Genomic DNA, 21,251 nt, shown 5'->3' on the forward strand with positions numbered 1-21,251 from the left:
CCAACGGTCGACTCTACCTCGCTGGCGTCTACGCCTCAGCGCGACTGCACGAAACCGGCGTACAGCGCGAACAGCTGCTGGAAGTACCGCCGCGTCACTCGATTGCGCATGACACCCTCGCCGATGGGAAGTTGGTCGGGCCCAGGGTGGGAAGGCCGGTCCGGTCCCTTCCCACGGCCGGGCCGCGTGGGCGTATTGGGCCGCAGCGGCGTTGCAGGGAAATGACCGGGCGGCGTAGCGCATGTGGCAGGTTTGGCGGCCGTTGCGGCAAATGAAAACACCGGGCAATGCCCGGTGTTTTCATTTACGCCGCCGTCCAACCGCGCCAGCGCCATCCTTGTTCCGACCAGGAGCCCCTTCTTGTTGAAGGGGCGCGCCGAAGGCGGGGGTAGAGGAAGAATGCGTGGGCAGCGGAAGTGGGAAAGAAGGCTTATGCCTTCTTTTCCGCTTCCAGCTGCTTCCTGATCTGCGCATCGACCGCCGCAATGGCGGTCATGTTCAGGATCCGGCGCGAGGTCGCGCTGGTGGTCAGGATGTGCACCGGCTTGTTCACGCCCATCAGGATCGGGCCGATCGCCACGCCGTCGGTGAACACCCGCACCAGGTTGTAGGCGATGTTGGCCGCTTCCAGGTTCGGCAGCACGAACAGGTTGGCGCGGCCCTGCAGGGTCGAGCCCGGCAGCAGCTTCTGGCGCAGCGCTTCATCCCATGCGGTGTCGCCCTGCATTTCGCCATCCACGTTCAGGCGCGGGTTGCGCTTGAGCAGCAGCTCGCGCACCTGGCGCATCTTCAGCGCATCCTTCGAATCATGGCTGCCAAAGTTGGAGTGCGACAGCAGCGCCACCTTCGGCTCGATGCCGAACAGCTTCATGCGATAGGCCGCCTGCAGGGTCGCTTCGCACAGCTGCTCGGCGGTCGGGTCTTCCTGCACGTGGGTGTCCACGAAGAAGAACACGCCCTGCTGGTTGATCACGCCGGTCATCGCCGAGGTCGAGGTGACCTTCGGCTCCAGCGGCAGCACGCTGCGCACGTAGCCCAGCTTCTTGTGGAAGCGGCCGACGATGCCGGTCAGCATCGCATCGGCTTCGCCACGGGCCACCATCACCGCTGCGATCAGGGTCGGGCGCGAACGCATCAGGTTCTTCGCCGCGGCCACGGTCACGCCACGACGGCCGGTCAGGCCGTGGTAGTACTGCCAGTATTCGTTGAAGCGCGGGTCGTCGTTGATGTTGGTGACTTCAACGTTCTCGCCGATCTTCAGGCGCAGGCCGAGGCGCTCGATGCGCGACTCGATCACTTCCGGGCGGCCGATCAGGATCGGATGCGCCAGGCCGTCATCGACCACGTTCTGCACCGCCTGCAGCACCACTTCCTCTTCGCCCTCGGCGTACACCACGCGCTGCTTGTCGCTGCGCGCGCGGTCGTACACCGGCTTCATCATCAGGCTGGTGCGGTAGACGAACTGGGCCAGCTTGTCGCGGTAGGCGCCCATGTCCTCAATCGGGCGCGAGGCCACGCCCGAATCCATCGCGGCCTGGGCCACGGCGGCCGACAGTTCCACCAGCAGGCGGCGGTCGAACGGGCGCGGGATCAGGTATTCACGGCCGAAGCTCGGGGTCTCGCCGCCGTAGGCCGAACCCATGTCGGTGGCTGCACGGCGTGCCAGTGCAGCGATGGCACGCACGCAGGCGATCTTCATTTCCTCGTTGATCGCGGTGGCGCCCACGTCCAGCGCACCACGGAACAGGTACGGGAAGCACAGCACGTTGTTGACCTGGTTCGGGTAGTCCGAACGGCCGGTGCCGATGATCGCGTCCGGACGCGCAGCGCGCGCCACCTCCGGCATGATTTCCGGGGTCGGGTTGGCCAGCGCGAAGATCACCGGATCCGGCGCCATGGTCTTGACCATGTCGGCGGTCAGGATGCCCGGTGCCGACAGGCCCAGGAAAATGTCCGCGCCGTCGACGATCTCGGCCAGGGTGCGCTTGTCGGTGTCACGCGCATAGCGCTGCTTTTCCGGGTCCAGGTCGGTACGACCGGTGTGGATCACGCCCTCGCGATCGAAGGCCAGGATGTTCTCCGGCTTCAGGCCCAGCTGCACCAGCATGTTCACGCAGGAAATGCCGGCTGCGCCCATGCCCGTGGTCGCCAGCTTCACTTCCTCGATCTTCTTGCCGGTGATCGCCATCGCGTTGAGCACGGCCGCGCCGACGATGATCGCCGTGCCGTGCTGGTCGTCATGGAACACCGGGATCTTCATGCGCTCGCGCAGCTTGCGCTCGACCACGAAGCATTCCGGCGCCTTGATGTCCTCCAGGTTGATGCCGCCGAAGGTCGGTTCCAGCGAGGCGATGATGTCGACCAGCTTGTCCGGGTCGGTCTCATCCACTTCGATGTCGAACACATCGATGCCGGCGAACTTCTGGAACAGCACGCCCTTGCCTTCCATCACCGGCTTGCCGGCCAGCGCGCCGATGTTGCCCAGGCCCAGCACCGCGGTGCCGTTGGAGATCACCGCCACCAGGTTGCCGCGGGCGGTCAGCTCGCTGGCCTGCTGCGGGTCGGCCTTGATCGCTTCACAGGCGTAAGCCACGCCCGGCGAATACGCCAGCGACAGGTCGCGCTGGGTCAGCATGGGCTTGGTAGCGGAAACCTTGATCTTTCCCGGCGGGGACATCCGGTGGTAATCGAGGGCGGCCTGTTTGAAATCTTCGTTGGACATCGATGTGGGTTACATGAATGGGCAGAAGGGACAGGGGATGATACCCCCGTTGGAGCGTCCGGACCTGTCGCTATCCTGTCGCAACCATGCTGCGACCGCACAATTCCGTGCCGTATGCGACGGTACCGCGATACCAGCTTCGGCGCTGCCCATGACAGCCATGGGACGCCCTGAAACGCCGCGGGGCCGTACCACTGACGTGATCGGCCCCGCGGTACCACACACCTGGATCAGCCCTTGGCCGGCAGCGCCTCGGGCAGCGCATCGACCGGCGGCGGCAGTTCGCTCTCGCGGCCATCCAGCGCCAGCTGCAGGCGGTTGCGGTCCAGCGCGCCTTCCCAGCGCGAGACCACCACGGTGGCCACCGCATTGCCGATGAAATTGGTCAGCGAGCGGCATTCGCTCATGAACCGGTCCACGCCCAGGATCAGCGCCATGCCAGCCACCGGCACCTCCGGCACCACGGCCAGGGTGGCGGCCAGGGTGATGAAACCGGCGCCGGTGACACCCGCCGCGCCCTTGGAGCTGAGCATGGCGACCAGCAGCAGGGCGATCTGGTGGCCCAGGGTCAGTTCGGTGTTGGTGGCCTGGGCGATGAACAGTGCCGCCAGGGTCATGTAGATGTTGGTGCCGTCCAGGTTGAACGAGTAGCCGGTCGGGACCACCAGGCCCACCACCGACTTGCTGCAGCCGGCGCGTTCCATCTTCTCCATCAGCGACGGCAGCGCCGACTCCGACGAGGAGGTGCCGAGCACCAGCAGCAGTTCGGCCTTCAGGTAGCGCGCCAGCTTGAACACCGAGAACCCGCACAGGCGGCAGACCACACCGAGGATCACCGCCACGAACAGGAACGCGGTGAGGTAGAACGAGCCCACCAGCCAGGCCAGGTTGATCAGCGAGCCGACGCCGTACTTGCCGATGGTGAAGGCGATCGCACCGAAGGCACCGATCGGGGCGGCCTTCATCAAGATGTGCACCAGCTTGAACACCGGGGCGACCAGCGCCTCCAGGAAGTTCAGCACCGGCTTGCCCTTGTCGCCCACCATCGCCAGCGCGATGCCGAACAGCACGGCCACGAACAGCACCTGCAGGATGTTGCCATCGACAAAAGCGCTGAGCAGCGTCTTCGGGATGATGTCCATCAGGAAGCCGACCAGGGTCAGGTCATGCGACTTCTCGACGTAGCTGTGCACTGCGGTCTGGTCCAGCTCGGCCGGATTGATGTTCATGCCGGCGCCGGGCTGCACCACGTGCGCCACGATCATGCCGACAATCAGCGCCAGCGTGGAGAAGAACAGGAAGTACGCCATCGCCTTGGCGAACACCCGGCCCACCGTGCGCAGGTGGGTCATGCTGGCGATGCCGGTGACGATGGTGAGGAAGATCACCGGCGCGATGATCATCTTCACCAGGTTGATGAAGGCATCGCCGAGCGGCTTCATCTTCTCGCCGACCAGCGGTTCGTAGTGGCCGAGGATGGCACCCAGGACGATCGCCACGATCACCTGGAAGTACAGCTGGCGATAGATCGGCAACGGCTTTGCAGGCACCGGTGCTGCGGTCGGGATGTGCATGGCGGACTCCGGAAGGGGCGTTTTCAGGCACGTACGGCCCCGGGACTGCACGGGAGCCGTTACCGTGGAAACTGACCGCAGGCCCTGTACTGCACGCACAGGGGGGTGCGACCAATGGACGCCTTTGTACGCGCCAGGCACGCCGGCGCAGATAACCTATTGGTACTAGCCCCCCGGTTCAGGTGGCACAGGTGCCTACACTGGCGCCGCACCGCCCAGAAACGGGAAGGCCGGTGGCCCGGGCTGAACGGCTGGGCATGTCCCTGCGAAAGTTTCGGCCCCTGCGGCCGTTGATGTCCTGTCCACACGCAATCTGAGAGAGCCGCACCCAACATGCGCCCGAATCCCACCTTGCTGGCCCTGTCGCTGGCCGCCCTACCCGCCCTCGCTTCGGCTGCGGATTTCGACAACTGGCCGACCAAGTACACCTTCGGCGACGGCACCGAGTTGGCCGCTACCGCCAACATCGCCTACGACTACAACGACTTTTCCTCGGCCAGTGGCCTCGAGGACGACGACGCCGTGCGCCGCAAGGAATTCGGTGCGACGCTGAAGAAGAAGGGCGTGTACGACGCGATGGTCTACTACGACTTCCAGGCCGATACCTGGCTGGACGTGTTCGTGCGCTTCGAGAGCAAGGCCTTCTTCGGCCGTGACGTCGGCCGCTTCCGCTTCGGCTACATGAAGACCCCGGTCGGCCTGGATGCGAACACCTCTTCGCGTGCCGGCAGCTTCCTGGAAACCTCGCTGCCGGTGCAGGCCTTCTACGAAGGCCGCCGTACCGGTGTGGAATGGGTGCTGGAGCGCCCGCAGTACCTGCTGCAGGCAGGCGCCTATGGCGGCAAGGACCTGCAGGGCGACAACCCCGGCACCACCCAGGCGGTGCGTGCGGTGTGGACGCCGGTGAAGGCACCAGGTGACGTTATCCACCTGGGCCTGGCCTACTCGCAGGAGAACCCACGCGGCTACAGCGATGGCCGCGACGTGCACCACGAGGCCAGCGCCCGCCTGCGCGCGCGCCCGGAAGCCGGCCTGACCGACATCCGCTACGTCGATTCCGGCGCGCTGGTCACCGCCGACCAGATCCGCCGCACCGGCCTGGAAGGCATCTGGATCCGCGGCCCGTTCTCGCTGCAGGCCGAAGCGCTGCGCGCCACGGTCACCCGCCATGACGGCAAGCCCGACTTCACCGGCAGCGGCCAGTACGCGATGGCCAGCTGGGTGCTGACCGGCGAATCGCGGCCGTACAACGCCGGCGCGGTGGCCAACATCAAGCCGGCGCACAACTACGGTGCGGTCGAACTGGTGGCGCGTTACAGCCGCCTGGACCTCGACGATGGTGACATCCTGGGTGGCCGCCAGCACGACCTGACGTTGGGTGCGAACTGGTACCTGACCAGCCACTTCAAGTTCCAGGCCAACTACGTGAAGGTCGACGCCAGCCGTCGTGGCGTGCACAGCACGCCGGAGATCTTCGAACTGCGCGCGCAGATGCACTTCTGACCCCTTCCACGTCAGACCCCGGCGGGCGTGCACGCCACGCCCGCCGGCCCTGCGTAGACTGCCGCCATGTACTGGCTCAGCCGCCACCGGATGCTGTTGCTGACGATCCTGGTGATGGTCGGTGGCACCGTGCTGTGCGCGGTCGTCGCTGGCCATTACGCCTGGCGGCGCGCGCTCGGCGACGAAAGCAGCCAGGTGCAACGCCAGCTGCAGCTGTATGGCCAGGGCCTGCAACAGCGCATCGACCGCTTCGGCACCTTGCCGCAGGTCATGGCGCTGGATCCGGATCTGCTGCACGCACTGCGTGTGCCGCCCTCGCCCGGCGAACGGCAGCGACTGAACCTGAAGCTGCAACGTGCCAATGAAGTCACCCGGGCCTCGACCCTGACCCTGGTCGGCCACGATGGTGTGGCGGTGGCGGCCAGCAACTGGGACCAACCGACCAGCAACGTCGGCGAGAACTACAGCTACCGCCCCTACTACCGCCAGGCGCTGGCGCAGGGCCGTGGCCGCTTCTACGGCATCGGCATGACTACCGGCGTGCCCGGCTATTACCTTTCGCAGGCCATCGAGGATGACGGCAAGCGGCTCGGCGTGGTGGTGATCAAGGTCGAGCTGTCCGCGCTGGAACAGGAATGGTTGAGCAGCCCGGACGTGGTGCTGGCCAGCGACGACCATGACGTCGTGTTCCTGTCCAACCGGGACAGCTGGCGCTACCGGCTGCTGCGTCCGCTGCGTGCCGGTGAGCGCCGCGAAATGCTCGATGCACGTCAGTACGCCGACCGTGCCCTGCAGCCCTTGCGTGCACGTACCGAAGACGTGCTGTCCGATGGCGGCCGCATGGTGCGGCTGCTGGATCCTGCGCTGCCGCAACCGATGCTGTGGCAAAGCCTGGCGCTGCCCGCCGAGGGCTGGAACCTGCACCTGCTGCACGACGCCGGCGCCGCTACTGCTGCCGGTCGCGCGGCCGCCCTGACCGGCGGTGCCGCGTGGCTGGCCTTGGGCTTCCTGGTGCTGTTCGTGCAGCAGCGCAGGCGCTTGGCCAAGCATCGCCTGCGCAGCCGCCGCGAACTGGAAACCCTGCTCAAGCAGCACGCACAGGAGCTGCGCACCGCACAGGATGGCCTGCTGCAGGCCGCCACCGACGCCGACAGTGGTCTCAGCCGCAGCCTCGAACACCTGCCGCAGGGTGTGGTGGTGATCGACCGCGACCTGCGCCTGGTCGCGTGGAATTCGCGCTATCTGGAACTGTTCCGGTTCCCGGCAGACCTGGTGCGCGTGGGCCGGCCGATCAAGGAACTGTTCCGTTTCAATGCCCGTCGTGGCCTGCTCGGTCCCGGCCCGGTGGACGAGGCCATCGAGCGCCGCCTGAACCACCTGCGCAGTGGCCGCCCGCACATGCGCGAGAGCGAAAAGGACGACGGCACGGTGCTGGAGATCCGCGGCAATCCCCTGCCTGATGGCGGCTTCGTCACCAGCTACGCCGACATCACCAGCTACAAGAATGCCGCGCGCGAACTGCGCTCGCTGGCCGATGCGCTGGAACACCGCATCGCCGAACGCACCCGTGACCTGGACGAGGCGCGGCGCGAGGCCGAGCAGGCCAACCGCTACAAGACCCGCTTCGTCGCCTCGGCGGTGCACGACCTGCTGCAGCCGCTCAACGCTGCGCGCATGTTCGTCTCGGTGCTGCGCGGCAAGCTGGGCGACCCGGCGCAGCAGCAGACCAGTGACCACATCGATGCTGCATTGGCCGCGCAGGATGCCATCCTCAACAGCCTGCTGGATATCTCGCGCCTGGAATCAGGATCGCTGCAGGTCCGCGTGCGCACGTTTGCACTTTCTCCGCTGCTGGAGACCCTGGCGCGCGAGTTCGGCATCGCCGCCCAGAGCCGTGGCCTGCAGCTTGACTGGGTGGATACCCGCGCAGTGGTGGTCAGCGACGAAGCCCTGCTGCGGCGGATCCTGCAGAATTTTCTGTCCAACGCGTTGCGCTACACCCCACGTGGGCGCGTGCTGATCGGCTGCCGGCGTGCAGGCGATCAACTGCGCATCGAAGTGCATGACCAGGGCCCGGGCATTCCGGAAAGCCTGCAGGGTGAGATTTTCGAGGAGTTCCGCCGGCTGAACGACGGCGTGGAACAGGAACGTGGCGCCGGCCTGGGCCTGGCCATCGTCGAACGCATCGGCCGCCTGCTCGGCCACCGCATCAGCCTGCGCTCTACACTGGGCAAGGGCAGCGTCTTCGCCGTGAGCGTAGCACTCGGGCGCGCCGACGATGTGATCGCACCTGCCGCAGCGCCGGTCATCGCGAGCGAACCCTCCGACGACAGCCCACTGCGAAAGTGCCGGATGTGGAGCATCGACGATGATCCCCACGTCTGTGCGGCGACCCGTGCGCTGCTGGAGCGCTGGGGTTGCCAGGTGGAACTTGCCGACGGTCCGCAGGGTGCACTGGAAATCGCCAGTGCATTGAACGTGCCGCAGTTGCTGCTGCTGGACGTGCGCATGGGGCAATGGCACGGACCGGACCTGTATGAAGCGCTGTGCACGCTGTGGAAGGCGCGGCCGCCGGTGATCCTGGTGACCGCCGAGCGTGATGAAGCACTGAAAGCGCATGCTGCCGAGAACGGCTGGGGCTTCCTGCTCAAGCCGGTGCGGCCGCCCGCGTTGCGGGCATTGATGACGCAGATGCTGTTGCGGCATCGGGGCTAGGACGGCTCGGCCACGCGGGCGTCGCGTTGCCGGCGCACGCTGGCTTTGCTCCTCGTTGATTCCGTACCGAATTCCCAAACCTCTTCGCGCGACAGCCATGGGCAAGGAGGAAATGGATGCGCCGCGTCATTGCGTAGGGCATGGAGAAAATCCGAGTGGGGAGAGAGCAGTCTCCTGACTGACCGGCGCTGCTGAGGATCAGTAGATTTCAACGTTCGGCTGATCGGCAGATCGGCAGATCGGCAGATCGGCAGATCGGCAGATCGGCAGATCGTACTGAAGACAGCCACAGCCTACGGCCAAGGATCCAGCATGCCCTGCCATCACCTATCCATCGCCCCCCTCCGATACCTCCATCGAATCACAGCAATGCTCTTCTGCCTGTGCTGCGCGGGATGCATGGCTGACAGCACACCAGATACGGACGTCAGCCTCAGGAGGGCCGCGACAGAAGCACAGGCTCCTCCAGCCATATCGAATGCGGACGCCTCGCCGAACCCCGGCATTCCGACAGCGGCCACGCATCGCGCAGCGTCTTCGCTCGCGCTTCTTCGGTCAGAATCCGCACTCATGTTCAAGGACGGCATCTCGATCCTGGCCGCCGAGGGCCTCCTGCAGTCAAGCAGAAACATGTCGGATGCGATCAACCGCATGACGCAGGATGCAGCTTCCAGCCCCGAGGCGCAGGACCTGACCCGGCACTATCGATCATCACTTGAACGTGCAATCGGTCAAGAAGGTGTACTTGAACGCTTTTCGTGTGGCCTGAGCATCTGCATCGGTATCGCCCGGACCCGAAGCAGCGCGGATCATGAGGCGTGGGGTCACAGGTTTGCGTCAGATGCATCCTCTCCCACTTACAGCTATGCCGAAGCGTCTGAGCGTTCCTGGATGGGATACGAGAACAGGTTCATCTTTTCGATCGACCCGCAGATGAGTTCGATCAGCGGCAACTGACGGGCCAGACTCCATTTTCGCGTTGGCGCAGTTGATTCGAGCAGCTCAGAATGCTCTCACCAAGAGCCAAGTGCCCTGCCCAGGTCAGCCGTCCATCCCTGCCCGCGCGTCGCCTTCCGGTTCCAGCGCCTTCACCAGCACCGCCGCCTGCGTGCGGCTATGGCATTCGAGCTTCTTCAGGATGGCAGTGACGTGCACCTTCACCGTGTTCTCGGCCAGGCCCAGCTCGTAGGCGATCTGCTTGTTGAGCAGGCCATCGGCCAGGCACAGCAGCACGCGGAACTGCTGCGGGGTCAGCTGCGCCAGGCGGCTGGCCAGCAGTGCATCGGCCTCAGAACGCTCGGCGGCCATCGCCGGGAACCACAGGCCACCATCGAGCACCGCCTGCACGGCCTCGCCGATGGTCTCGGCCGGGGCCGACTTCGGGATGAAGCCGGCCGCGCCGAACTGCTGGGCACGGCGGATCACCCGCGGATGGTCGTTGGACGATAGGATCACCACCGGAATGTCCGGATGCGAGCCACGCACGTGCAGCAGCGCGGAAAAACCGTGTGCGCCGGGCATGGTCAGGTCGAGCAGCACCAGGTCCACATCGGGATGCGCGTCGAGCGTCTCGGCCAATGCCTCGGCGCTCGCAACCTCGCGCACCTGTGCCAACGGCAGGCTCTGCCGCAAGGACTGCACCACCGCCGAACGCAGCAGCGGGTGGTCATCGGCGATCAGGATGGTGTATTCGCTCATACCGCCATTGTACGGGCAGGTCGCCGCCTCAGCGCCCGGCCGGCTCGACGCTGCTGCGCCAGGCATCGAGAAACTGGCGACGCTTGAGCGCGTCCAGATACACCAGCAGGCCCGGACCCAGCTGGATCGGGCGGCGGCTGCGGCCCGGCGCATCATCGCCGCGCGCGTTGCCGGTCACGATCGGCATCAGCCGTGCCTCGCGCGACAGCACCTGCTGGCCGCGTGGCGACAGCAGGTAGTCAAGGAAGCGCCGGGCTTCTTCCGGGTGTGGGCCGGTACGCGGGATCACTGCGGTACGCAGCACCACCAGCGTGTAGTCCTCGGGCTCCACAATGCCCAGCGGCGCGCCGGCATCAACGCGCGCCTGCGCGTAGGAGCCAAGCACGTTGTAGACCAGCGACAGCTGGCCACTGGCCACCTGGTCCAGCAGCACGCCGGTGCGCTCCTCGCGCACCACGTCGTTGTCGCCGAGCGCGCCCAGCAGCGCGCCGGCAATGCTGCCGCGCTGCGCGTCCTGGGTCGCCAACAGGTAGCCGACGCTGCTGCGCTCGATGTCATAGGTGCCGACCCTGCCGCGCAGGGGTGCACCTTCAGCACGCAGCCGGTCCAGCAGCTGGCGGCGCGTGTGCGGCACCTTGGCCGAAGGAATCGCGCGGGTGTTGTAGACCATCACCACCGGCTCGTAGCTGATGCCGAACGCCTCGTTGCGCCACTGTGCCCAGGCCGGCAGCGCGGCGGTCTGCGCCGAACGGTGTGGCAGCGCGTGACCGTCATTGACCAGCTTGGTCTGCAGGTCCATGCCGCTGGAGATCAGCAGGTCCGGTGATGCCGGGCCGCCGCGGTCGTGCAGGTAGCGCGCGTACAGGTCCTGGGTGATGATGTCCTCGTACACCACCTCGGTGCCGGGGTGCAGGCGCTGGTAGTCGGCGATGACCACCGCGAACACTTCGATGTCGGTGGTGCCGTGGATGCGCAGCTGAGCGGTGGCCGCTCCCTGTGCGGGAAAACGGCGCACATCGCCGGGCGCGGCCAACACCGGCAGGGCCAGCAGCAGCGCAACAGTCGTGGCGAACAAGCGGATCATGGACTGCTCCGGGGCAGGCGGATGGTGGCGACCAGCCCGCCTTGCGGGCGGTTGCTCAGGTCAATGCGGCCGCCATGGCTGTCGACCACGCGCTTGACGATGGCCAGGCCCAGCCCGGCACCACCTGAGGGCGCGCCTTCGCCACGGGCGAAACGCTCGAATACGCGCTCGGCATCGGCCGGGGCGATGCCCGCGCCGTGGTCGGCGATGGTCAGCACGGCCTGCTCGCCTTCCACGGTAAGGGCAATCTGCAAGTCGCCGTCACCGCCGTACTTCAGTGCGTTGTCGACCAGGTTCTTGATCGCCTCGCGCAGCAGCAGCGCATCGCCGTGCACCAATGCCGGTTCGGCGGTCATCGCCAACTGCACGCGCGGCGCCGGACCGGCCTGCGGCAGCGCTTCATGCAGGGCCTGGTGCACGGTCTCAGCCAGGTCCACCGCTGCAAAGCGCTGCAGATGCGAACGATGGATCACGCTGGCATCGCTGAGCAGCTGGTTCAGCAGCCGGCTCATATGGGTGGCGTTGCGCTCGATCGCCTGCAGGCTGCGCCGCATGTCCTCCGGATCGTCATCATCCAGCGCCAGCTGTGCCTGTGCGCGCAATGCCGCCAGCGGCGTGCGCATCTGGTGCGCAGCCTCGGCCATGAACGCGCGCAGTGTCTCGTTGCTGCTGGACAGGCGTTCCATGAAGCGGTTCAGCGCCGCCACCATCTGGTCCATCTCACGCGGTACACGGGCGTCGAGCGGCTTCAGGTCGGAAGGCTCGCGACGCGACAGCTCGCGTTCCACCCGCACCAGCGGGCGGAACGCGCGATGCACGCCGAACGCCACCAGCGCCAGCAGCAGGCCGGACAGCACACCGATCGCCAGCAAAGCACGGTTGACCATATCCTGCGCGACGGCTTCGCGTGCGCGCCGGGTCTGGCCGACCTGGACCTGCACTTCGCCCTGCGCCGAGGCAGCGGCGAAGCTGCGGCCGACCACCACGAAGCGCACGGTCTCGCCGCTGTAGGTGGCATCGAACAGCTGCGGCTGGGTACCGGGCCGGCGCGGCGCTGCCGGCAGGTCATCGTAGCCGGTGATCAGCGTGCCGCGGCTGTCGGCCACGCGATAGAACACGCGGTCCTCCGGCGCCATCGCCAGCAGGTCCAGCGCCGCATACGGCAGATCGACCTGCCACTGCCCATCGACCAGCGCCACCGAATCGGCGATGGACAGCGCCGAGGACACCAGCAGGTGATCGTAGGAACGGTTGGCGGCACGCTGGCCGTAATCGCGTGCGGCGAACAGCAGGGCCACCGCGAACACCGCCAGCAGCACGCCGAGATAGAGCAGCAGCGTGCGCCGCAGTGAACCCGGCGCCGCAGTCGCAGCGCGCGCGTCAGCCATCGGCGTCGGCATGGGTATCGCTGGCCTCCAGCAGATAGCCGACACCGCGCACCGTGGTGATGCGCAGCGGTGCGCCCGCCAGCTTCTTTCTCAGGCGGCCAATATACAACTCGATGGCATTCGGGCCCGCTTCGTCATCGAAACCGAACAGGCCGTTGCCGATTTCATCCTTGCCGACCACTTGGCCGAGGCGCCCGACCAGGATCTCCAGCAGGCGGTACTCGCGGTTGGGCAGTTCGATCGGTTCGCCGTCGAGGCTGACCCGGTGCGCAGCGTTGTCGAACTGGAAGCCGCCGATCTGCACCACTTCGCTGGCCTGGCCACGCGCACGCCGCAGCAGCACGCGGCAGCGCGCTTCGAACTCGCGGAAATCGAACGGCTTGCCCAGGTAATCGTCGGCACCGACATCCAGCGCCTGCACGCGATCCTCGATGCCATCGCGCGCGGTCAGCATCAGCACCGGCGTGCTGTCACCGCGCTCGCGCATGCCGGCCAGGACGCGCAGGCCATCGAGCTTGGGCAGGCCGATGTCCAGCACCACCAGGTCGAAGCTCTGGTAACGCAGCACGCTGGCGGCGGCCAGGCCATCGGCCTGCCAGTCCACGGCGTGCCCGCTGCGGCGCATCCGGCGGATGATCGCATCGGCCAGATCCGGGTTGTCTTCGACCAGCAGCAGGCGCATGGGCACACGGGTGGGAGGGGAACCGAATGCTACCGCATGCCGCCGGGTCCGCCCGCCGGTCATGGACCGGCGCTACCGGGATACACCGCATGGGTAGCACAGGGCGGTGCCCGGCGGTCTTTTACGCTGCACCGCACAAACCACTGACAGGACGATGACAGCTTGCCCGACCCAGACTGCGGCCGCGCACCGTCCGGTGCCCACGATTGCCGCGCGCCTGGCGCGCACCTGGGAGGGTTTGTGGAATTCACGTTTGCCTGGCGGCGTCCTGCCGCCATGATGGCGCTGGCTGCCCTGTCGGCGCCGGCCTTCGCTGCCGAAGACGACCGCCCGGTCACCGCCACCCTCGGTGGCCGCCTGCACCTGGACTTCGCCACCTTCGACAACGACAACCGCGGCACCCCGAACAAGGACGACACCGAGATCCGTCGCGCCTGGCTGGACGTGTCCGGCAAGTTCTTCGTGGTCGACTACAAGCTGGAAGCCGACTTCTCCGGCGACCGCGTCGAGGCCAAGGATGTCTACCTGGCACGCAGCTTCGGCGAGGCCGGCAAGCTGACCGTCGGCCAGTTCAAGCAGTACTTCTCGCTGGATGACCGTACCAGCTCCAACTACGGCAGCTTCCTGGAGCGCGGCAACGCCGGCACCACGCTGGCGCCGCTGTACCGCCTGGGTGCGTCCTGGCAGGCCAATCCGGGGGATTTCACCTGGGCCGCCAGCCTCTACAGCCTGGAGAGCATCGACGCCTGGCAGGTGAAGGGCCGCGCGGCGGGTGGTCGCGTCACCTGGGCGCCCACGCCCAGCGACGGTGACGTGCTGCACCTGGGCCTGTCGCTGGCCCGCGAGGCCTACGACAACCCGGGTGCCAACGGCGTGCCCGGCCTGCGCATCCGTCCGCGCCCGGCCGGCCACCTGTCCGACAACAGCCGCCTGACCCTGGTCGACTTCTCCGCCGGCCGCGATACCGACGTCAACAAGTGGTCGCTGGAATACGCGCAGGTGCGCGGCCCGCTGTCGTGGCAGGGTGAGTTCAGTGGCGCCACCTTCGATGACGGCGCCCAGCGCGGCGACGTGATGGCGGCCTACGGCATGCTTAGCTGGTTCGTCACCGGCGAAAGCCGTGCCTACGACCGCAAGACCGGCCGCTTCGCACGGGTCAAGGACATCCGCCACAAGGCTGGGGCCTTCGAAGTAGCGCTGCGTTACGACCAGATGTGGGGCGCGCAGCACCTCGATGGCGCGCCGGACCTGCGCCGTGGCAGCACCGAAGCCTGGACGCTGGGTGGCAACTGGTACCTGCGCGACAACCTGCGCTTCATGCTCAACGTGATCGAAAGCCGCAACCGCGACCGCCTGGCCGGGGTCACGGTGGACCGCACGCGCGCGGTCACCGGCCGCCTGCAGTACGACTTCTAAGCCAGCTGTGCCGGGCAAACCACCCGGCCCCCTTCCACTCCCCCACATCCTGTTTTCGCAAGGAGTCCGCAGATGATGCTGAGCATCCTCGGCTTTGGCATGGTCATTACGTTCATGTACTTGATCATGAGCAAGCGGCTGTCGCCGCTGGTGGCCCTGATCACCATTCCCATCCTGTTCGCGCTGATCGGCGGCTTCGGCGCCGGCATCGACGAGATGATGCTGGAGGGCATCAAGAAGATCGCGCCGACCGGCGTGATGCTGATGTTCGCCATCCTCTACTTCGGGGTGATGATCGACGCCGGCCTGTTCGATCCGCTGGTAAGGGTGATCCTGCGCTTCGTCAAGGGCGACCCGATGAAGATCGTGCTTGGCACTGCGGTGCTGGCGATGCTGATCTCGCTCGATGGCGACGGTTCGACCACCTACATGATCACCGTCTCGGCGATGCTGCCGCTGTACCAGCGCCTCGGCATGAACGCGCTGAACATGACCTGCGTGACCATCCTGGCCGGCGGCGTGATGAACCTGACCCCGTGGGGCGGCCCGACCGCACGCGCGGCCACCGCGCTGCACGTGGACCCGGCCGATGTGTTCGTGCCGCTGATCCCGTCGATGGTGATCGCCTGTGCCGGCGTGCTGCTGCTGGCCTGGTACCTGGGCCTGAAGGAACGCCGTCGCCTTGGCGTGGTGACCCTGCCCAAGGGCGGCAGCTGGATGGACAACAGCGTGTCCGATGACAGCAATCCGCTGCCGACCGTGGAAGACGCCGAGGACATCAAGCGTCCGAAGCTGCTGTGGGTCAACCTGGCCCTGACCGTGGCGCTGATGACCGCGCTGATCATCGGCGTGCTGCCGATGCCGGTGCTGTTCATGGTCGGCTTCGCCATCGCTCTGGTGATCAACTACCCGAATCTGGCCGAGCAGCGCCGCCGCGTGGTCAACCATGCCGGCAACGTGCTGTCGGTGGTGTCGCTGATCTTCGCTGCGGGCATCTTCACCGGCATCCTCAACAACACCGGCATGGTCGAGGCGATGTCACACAGCTTCCTGGCGGTGATTCCGGAGTCGTGGGGCCCGTACCTGGCGGTGATCACCGCCGTGGCGTCGATGCCGTTCACCTTCTTCATGTCCAACGACGCGTTCTACTTCGGCGTGCTGCCGATCCTGTCCGAGGCCGCCGGCAACTACGGCATCACCCCGGTGGAAATGGCGCGCGCCTCGCTGGCCGGCCAGCCGGTGCACCTGCTCAGCCCGCTGGTGCCCTCCACCTACCTGCTGGTGGGCCTGGCCAAGGTCGAATTCGCCGACCACCAGAAGTTCACCCTGAAGTGGGCCATCGCCATCTCGATGCTGCTGATGATCGGCAGCCTGCTGTTCGGCCTTTACCCCCTCGCCGCCTGACCCTTTGCCAAGGAGCCTTCTGCAATGACGCTTCGAATCGCTTACGTCACCAGTGGAATGGGCAGTGTCGGCACTGCCATCTGCCAGAGCCTGGCCCGCAGCGGCCACACCGTGGTTGCCGGCTGCGCGCCGAACTCGCCGCGCAAGGCCAACTGGCTGCGCGAGCAGCGCGAACAGGGCTTCGACTTCATCGCCTCCGAAGGCAACGCCACCGACTGGGCCTCGACCAGCGCCGCGTTCGCCAAGGTCCGCGCAGAAGTCGGTGAAGTGGACGTGCTGGTCAACAACTCCGGCGGCAGCCGCGACCTGCTGTTCCGGCAGATGACGGTGGAAGACTGGAATGCGGTGATCGCCTCCAACCTCAATGCGCTGTTCAACCTGACCAAGCAGGTGGTCGATGGGATGGCCACGCGTGGCTGGGGCCGCATCATCAACATCGGTTCGGTCAGCGCCCACAAGGGCCAGATCGGCCAGGTGAACTACGCCACCGCCAAGGCCGCGATGCACGGTTTCAGCCGTGCACTGGCCGCCGAAGTGGCCTCGCGCGGCGTTACCGTCAACACGCTGTCGCCGGGTTACATCGCCAGCCAGGCGATCAGCAGCTTCCCGCCGGACGTCCTGGATCGGCTGGCCGCATCGGTGCCGGTGCGCCGCCTCGGCCGCCCCGAGGAAGTGGCCGGCCTGTGCGCGTGGCTGGCCTCGGATGAAGCCTCGTACGTGACCGGTGCCGACTATCCGGTCAACGGTGGCCTGTACATGGGTTGAGCCCTCCCCCACGGAGTGCGCGGGGCCGGTGAACCTTCGTTCGCGAGGGGGATCCGGCCCCTTTTTCCATCTGGTAGCAGGACACGCACGGGCGCCTGCGTCGTTCGTTGGTTTTTCGTAAAGAAGGTTTCATGTTCCGTTCGCATAGTGGCCATGCACCGCGCACGCGTGCCGGTGACCACCCCCCATGCAACGGACCACCATGCAGACCCGACACCTGACGATCGCCGTGGCGATCGCGCTCTCCGCCGCCGCCAGCGCCCATGCCGCCACCGCCGCCGACACCGGCGCCAGCACCGATGCCGCGCTGAGCGCGCAGACGCTGGACACCGTCTCCGTGATCGGCCAGGGCGAGACCCGCCAGGTGCAGCGCATCACCACCGTCGACAAGCAGGTGCTGCCGCCGGGCACCAGTGGCCAGAAAATCCTCGACCGCCTGCCGGGCGTGTCGGTGCAGTCCAACGATGCCTTCGGCGCGAACGAAGAATCGCAGACCATCAGCCTGCGCGGCTTCGACAAGAGCCGCCTCGGCTATACGCTGGACGGCATCCCGCTGGGTGACAACAGCTACGGCAACTACAACGGCCTGAGCATTGCCCGCGCGATCATTGCCGAGAACCTGGCCGGTGCCGAGCTGTCGCAGGGCATCGGTTCGCTGGGCGTGGCTTCGACCAGCAACCTGGGCGGCACCATCCAGTATTTCTCGATGGACCCGTCCACTGAATTCGGTGGCCGCGCCAGCGTCACCGTCGGCGACAACAACCAGCGCCGTGGCTACCTGCGCGTGGACACCGGCGACCTCAACGGCTTCTCGGCCTATGTGTCCGGCGTGCACCAGGACCAGGACATGTGGGCCGCGCCGTACCAGAACCAGACCACCCGCCAGTTCAACGCCAAGGCCGTGTGGAATATCGGCGACCACCGTTTCGGTGCGTTCGTGGCGACCTCGCGCGCCAGCCAGGCCAACTACGCCTACCTGTCCAAGGACATGCTGGCCCGTGGCCTGGGCTATGACTGGAACATCTACGCACCGGACTGGGACCGCGCCGTCGCTGCTGCGTACTGCGCGCCGGGCACCTACAACAAGGCGCGCTGCAGGTTCAGCGGCGGCGTCAACAGCATTGACGATGCGTACTACCAGAGCCGTGCACTGCGCGACGACAACCTCTATTCGGTCGATGCCGACCTGCGCCTGGGCGAGCAGGGTCGCCTGAAGCTGCTGGCCTACCACCACGACAACCGTGGCCAGGGCCACTGGTGGGCACCGGGCCAGCCGTCCTACCCGGGCACCGACAGGATGCTGCCGATTTCGATCCGCAGCACCAACTACACGATCAACCGCGATGGTGTGACCGCCGCGCTGTCGTGGACGGTGGGCATCCACGAACTGGAGGCCGGCCTGTGGTACGAGCAGAACGACCATAACGTGTCGCGCAACTTCTACTACATCAGCGGCCCGTTCCTGGACGACCTGTACCTGAAGAACCCGGACCGCCTGCTGTTCAACCAGGATTTCGACATCCGCACGCGCCAGTTCTACGTGCAGGACCGCATGCGCTTCCTCGACCAGCGCCTGACCGTGGACGTGGGCATCAAGAGCCCGAACACCCGCATGCGCGCCACCGCCCAGCCGGGCGTGGAAACCAGCATCGCTTCGGGCACGCTGACCGCCAAGAAGTCGGTGCTGCCGCAGGTGGGCCTGGGCTTCAAGCTCAACGCCAACAATGAACTGTTCGCCTCGTACGCCGAGAACATCGCCGCCTTCGTCGGTGGCGGCAGCGGTGGCCCGTTGCAGGTGTCGCCGGAATCGTTCGCAGCCAGCGCCGGGCTGGAACCGGAGAAGTCCAAGAGCCTGGAAGCCGGCTTCCGTACCTTCGGCGAGAAGTACCAGGCCTCGATCGCGGCCTACAACGTGAAGTTCGACAACCGCCTGCTGTCGCTGAACCCGTGTTCCAGCATCGAAGTCGGCACGCGTCCGGAGTGCGTAACGCGCTTCATCAATGTCGGTTCGGTGAAGAGCCACGGCGCGGAACTGACCTTCATCCTCAAGCCGATCGACGGCCTGCAGTGGTACAACGCGCTGTCCTGGAACAAGACCACCTACGAGGATGACTACACCTCGGGCGGCGCGATCGTGCCGGTGGCCGGCAAGATCACGGTGGATACGCCGCAGCGCATGGCCTCCAGCGAGATCAGCTGGAACCGCGATGGCTTCTTCGCCAGCCTGCGTGCCAAGTACACCGGCAAGCGCTACTACACCTACACCAACGACCAGTCGGTGCCGGGGGTGACCACCTTCGACGCCGGTGCAGGCTACGACTTCGGCCCGGGCCTGGGCCTGCGCAACGTTCGGGTGTCGTTGAATGCGACCAACCTGACCAACAAGCGCTACGCCGGCCAGCTGAGCTCGTTCGCACCGACCGATCCGAAGGGCACGCGCTATGCGATCCATGCGAGCGCACCGCGGCAGCTGTTCATGACGGTGGCGGCGGAGTTCTAAGTCAAAAGCGGGCGCTGCGGCGCGTTGATTGTTCCTGCATGGCGTGGGTAGGCAGGCCCATGCAGGACACGCCGTAAACCCATCCATGGGGGCTCGATGGCGCCATCCATGGCGCCAACGGTCCTGCGCCGGCCCATCCGACCCTGCTCGACGGTTTCCCGCGCCACGGTGCGGAGGACAAAGAAGAGCAAGAGCAAAGAGCCGGGCATTGCCCGGCTCTTTGCTTTTCAAGATTTTCAAGCGCAATCCCTTCGGCGCGGTGATGTGCTGCCGCCCGCGCGGGAAACTGTCTGGCGGCGGTGGCGCACCCTGGCCAGGACCGTGAGGCGCATGGATGCGCCGATCGAGCCCCCATGGATGGGTTTACGGCGTGTCCTGGCCAGGGTGCGCCACCGCCGCCCAGCGATATCAATCGAGGCGCCAGCGCATCATCCCGCCAACGCATTTCATTCCGGCGCCAGCTGGTCCATCCGTATCCGGTTGGCAAACAGCGAAAACGCCAGCATGCCGGCCAGCCCATTCGCCCGGCTCACCCAATGCGGCAGCCAGCGCGGTGGCTTCAGCACCCCCGCCTCGAACAACGGTGCGAACGCGATCGCATCGGCCAGGCTCATCTTGCCGGCGAACAACCAGCGGCAGACCTGCAGGCGGTCCTCGGCCAGCATGTGGCGGAAGAAGGTGTGCACCGACACCAGGCCGCGCAGGTACACCGTGTCCTTGGTGAAGGCCAGGCCGCCACTCGGCGGCACGCCGCGGAACACGCGCTGCGCCGAGGCGAAACTCTCTTCCGCGTTCTGTCCCGCGTCGCAGAAGTAGCGGAACACCTCGATGAAGTCGGCGCCTTCGCGGGCCATCGCGATCGCTTCAGTGCGCAGACTGATTCGCTTCAGGCGCTCGATGTCGATGCTGCCGGTGATCTGTTCGGCGAAGGTAGCCAGCCCTTCCTGGGTGGCCGTCACCCGCGGCGAGGACAACGCCAGGCTGGGCAGCACCGGTTGTTCGCGGCCATTCAAGGCGGTCAGCGAATGCACCAGCGCTTCGTGGTGGAACAGCTGCGCGCGGTCGTAGGCACTGAAGCGCGCACTGGTGCGCAGGCGGATGCGGGTCGGTCCGGCAGCGGCCTTGGACACCAGCTCTGGATCGAGCTGCACCTGGATGATGCGCGATTCGAAGAACGCATCCAGGTCATTCTGCAGCTGCAGCTGCAGGGCAATGGCCGAGACCGGCACCTGCTCTTCCGGCGCCAGCAGTTCGTGATCGAGTTCGGCAGCAATCTGGATGAAGTGACGCGCCGCTTCGCGCGTGCTCGGGCCATTGCCTGGCAACGGCTGCTCGGGCGCGCCGAACAGCTGCACCGAACAGGTATCGACGGCGGCAGTGCCCAGCCCCTCAAGCAGCTGCGCGGCCAGGTCCCAGCTCTGTGCCGACTGCCGCACGTAGTGGCCCAGCGGATGAGTATCATCGCAGTCGGCGGCGATCGCAGCCAATGCGCGGCGCTCCTCGCTGAAATCCAGCCTCGGGTAATCCACCTTCGGCAGCACCGGCTGGCCACGTGCCACGCTGTCCAGGAACGGGGCCTGCAGCGTGGCCGGCCAGCTGGTCAGCCCCAGCAGGCGGATGCCTCCCACGGCCTCGACCAGGCGCGCATCGAGCGCTGCATGGTGGGCCACCTCACGGTCCAGCGTCGCGGTCGGTTCCATGGGCGGACTATAGCGCCCTGCCCTTGCTTTGGTAGGTGCCAACCTTGGTTGGCATGCGCCGACGGCGGGCTGCGGACAGATTCGTGCCAACCAAGGTTGG

14 protein-coding genes are annotated in these 21,251 nt (G+C 66.5%); 7 read left to right on the top strand and 7 right to left on the bottom strand.

Going from position 1 to position 21,251, the window contains the following annotated elements:
- Positions 1-430 precede the first annotated feature (430 nt).
- Together ACEPA4_RS16675 and ACEPA4_RS16680 are read right to left on the bottom strand one after the other, a co-directional pair.
- Positions 431-2,722, bottom strand: a complete 2,292-nt coding sequence (locus ACEPA4_RS16675) for an NADP-dependent malic enzyme (protein ID WP_005419150.1) — start codon at positions 2,720-2,722, stop codon at positions 431-433.
- A gap of 230 nt (positions 2,723-2,952) precedes the next feature.
- On the bottom strand, positions 2,953-4,296 hold the full coding sequence (locus ACEPA4_RS16680; RefSeq protein ID WP_065178333.1) for a dicarboxylate/amino acid:cation symporter: 1,344 nt from the start codon (positions 4,294-4,296) through the stop codon (positions 2,953-2,955).
- A gap of 333 nt (positions 4,297-4,629) precedes the next feature.
- On the opposite strand from ACEPA4_RS16680, the gene ACEPA4_RS16685 reads away from it, so the two are divergent.
- The 3 genes from ACEPA4_RS16685 (at position 4,630) to ACEPA4_RS16695 (ending at position 9,471) form a co-directional block, all read left to right on the top strand.
- Entirely contained in the window at positions 4,630-5,799 is a 1,170-nt protein-coding gene (locus ACEPA4_RS16685) for an OprO/OprP family phosphate-selective porin (RefSeq protein ID WP_005419152.1), read from the top strand.
- A gap of 66 nt (positions 5,800-5,865) precedes the next feature.
- Positions 5,866-8,514 carry a PAS-domain containing protein gene (locus tag ACEPA4_RS16690; protein ID WP_262090949.1) on the top strand — a complete coding sequence of 883 codons (2,649 nt, stop codon included), beginning with the start codon at positions 5,866-5,868 and terminating at the stop codon, positions 8,512-8,514.
- A gap of 570 nt (positions 8,515-9,084) precedes the next feature.
- Complete coding sequence (locus ACEPA4_RS16695; RefSeq protein ID WP_262090948.1) at positions 9,085-9,471, top strand: hypothetical protein; 387 nt, start codon at positions 9,085-9,087, stop codon at positions 9,469-9,471.
- A gap of 84 nt (positions 9,472-9,555) precedes the next feature.
- On the opposite strand, the gene ACEPA4_RS16700 is transcribed toward ACEPA4_RS16695, so the two are convergent.
- From ACEPA4_RS16700 to ACEPA4_RS16715, 4 genes are read right to left on the bottom strand one after another with little or no spacing between them, the layout of a single operon-like run.
- Positions 9,556-10,212 (bottom strand): response regulator transcription factor, encoded by a 657-nt coding sequence (locus ACEPA4_RS16700; RefSeq protein WP_188239475.1) that lies wholly within the window; start codon positions 10,210-10,212, stop codon positions 9,556-9,558.
- A 28-nt stretch (positions 10,213-10,240) separates the two neighbouring features.
- Complete coding sequence (locus ACEPA4_RS16705; protein ID WP_095377943.1) at positions 10,241-11,296, bottom strand: ABC transporter substrate-binding protein; 1,056 nt, start codon at positions 11,294-11,296, stop codon at positions 10,241-10,243.
- Positions 11,293-12,684, bottom strand: a complete 1,392-nt coding sequence (locus ACEPA4_RS16710) for a sensor histidine kinase (protein ID WP_032954514.1) — start codon at positions 12,682-12,684, stop codon at positions 11,293-11,295. The genes ACEPA4_RS16705 and ACEPA4_RS16710 overlap by 4 nt, the downstream gene beginning before the upstream one ends.
- Positions 12,677-13,366, bottom strand: coding sequence for a response regulator transcription factor (locus tag ACEPA4_RS16715; RefSeq protein WP_262090947.1), 690 nt, complete (start codon positions 13,364-13,366; stop codon positions 12,677-12,679). The genes ACEPA4_RS16710 and ACEPA4_RS16715 overlap by 8 nt, the downstream gene beginning before the upstream one ends.
- A gap of 276 nt (positions 13,367-13,642) precedes the next feature.
- On the opposite strand from ACEPA4_RS16715, the gene ACEPA4_RS16720 reads away from it, so the two are divergent.
- From ACEPA4_RS16720 to ACEPA4_RS16735, 4 genes are all read left to right on the top strand, one after another.
- A complete protein-coding gene (locus ACEPA4_RS16720) occupies positions 13,643-14,782 on the top strand; it encodes an OprO/OprP family phosphate-selective porin (RefSeq protein WP_070489913.1) in 1,140 nt (379 codons plus the stop codon).
- Positions 14,783-14,857: 75 nt separating this feature from the next.
- Positions 14,858-16,186, top strand: coding sequence for a CitMHS family transporter (locus ACEPA4_RS16725; protein WP_005419191.1), 1,329 nt, complete (start codon positions 14,858-14,860; stop codon positions 16,184-16,186).
- 24 nt (positions 16,187-16,210) lie between these two features.
- On the top strand, positions 16,211-16,951 hold the full coding sequence (phbB, locus tag ACEPA4_RS16730; protein ID WP_005419193.1) for an acetoacetyl-CoA reductase: 741 nt from the start codon (positions 16,211-16,213) through the stop codon (positions 16,949-16,951).
- Between the two features lie 202 nt (positions 16,952-17,153).
- The gene (locus tag ACEPA4_RS16735; RefSeq protein ID WP_262090946.1) at positions 17,154-19,451 is read left to right on the top strand and encodes a TonB-dependent receptor; all 2,298 of its coding nucleotides are present in this window, start codon (positions 17,154-17,156) and stop codon (positions 19,449-19,451) included.
- A 446-nt stretch (positions 19,452-19,897) separates the two neighbouring features.
- Here the strand turns inward: ACEPA4_RS16735 and ACEPA4_RS16740 are convergent, their stop codons facing one another.
- The gene (locus tag ACEPA4_RS16740) at positions 19,898-21,151 is read right to left on the bottom strand and encodes a flavohemoglobin expression-modulating QEGLA motif protein (protein WP_005419197.1); all 1,254 of its coding nucleotides are present in this window, start codon (positions 21,149-21,151) and stop codon (positions 19,898-19,900) included.
- Between the last annotated feature and the right edge of the window lie 100 nt (positions 21,152-21,251).

This window comes from Stenotrophomonas sp. P2112 (assembly GCF_041897515.1).
Lineage (GTDB): Bacteria > Pseudomonadota > Gammaproteobacteria > Xanthomonadales > Xanthomonadaceae > Stenotrophomonas > Stenotrophomonas sepilia.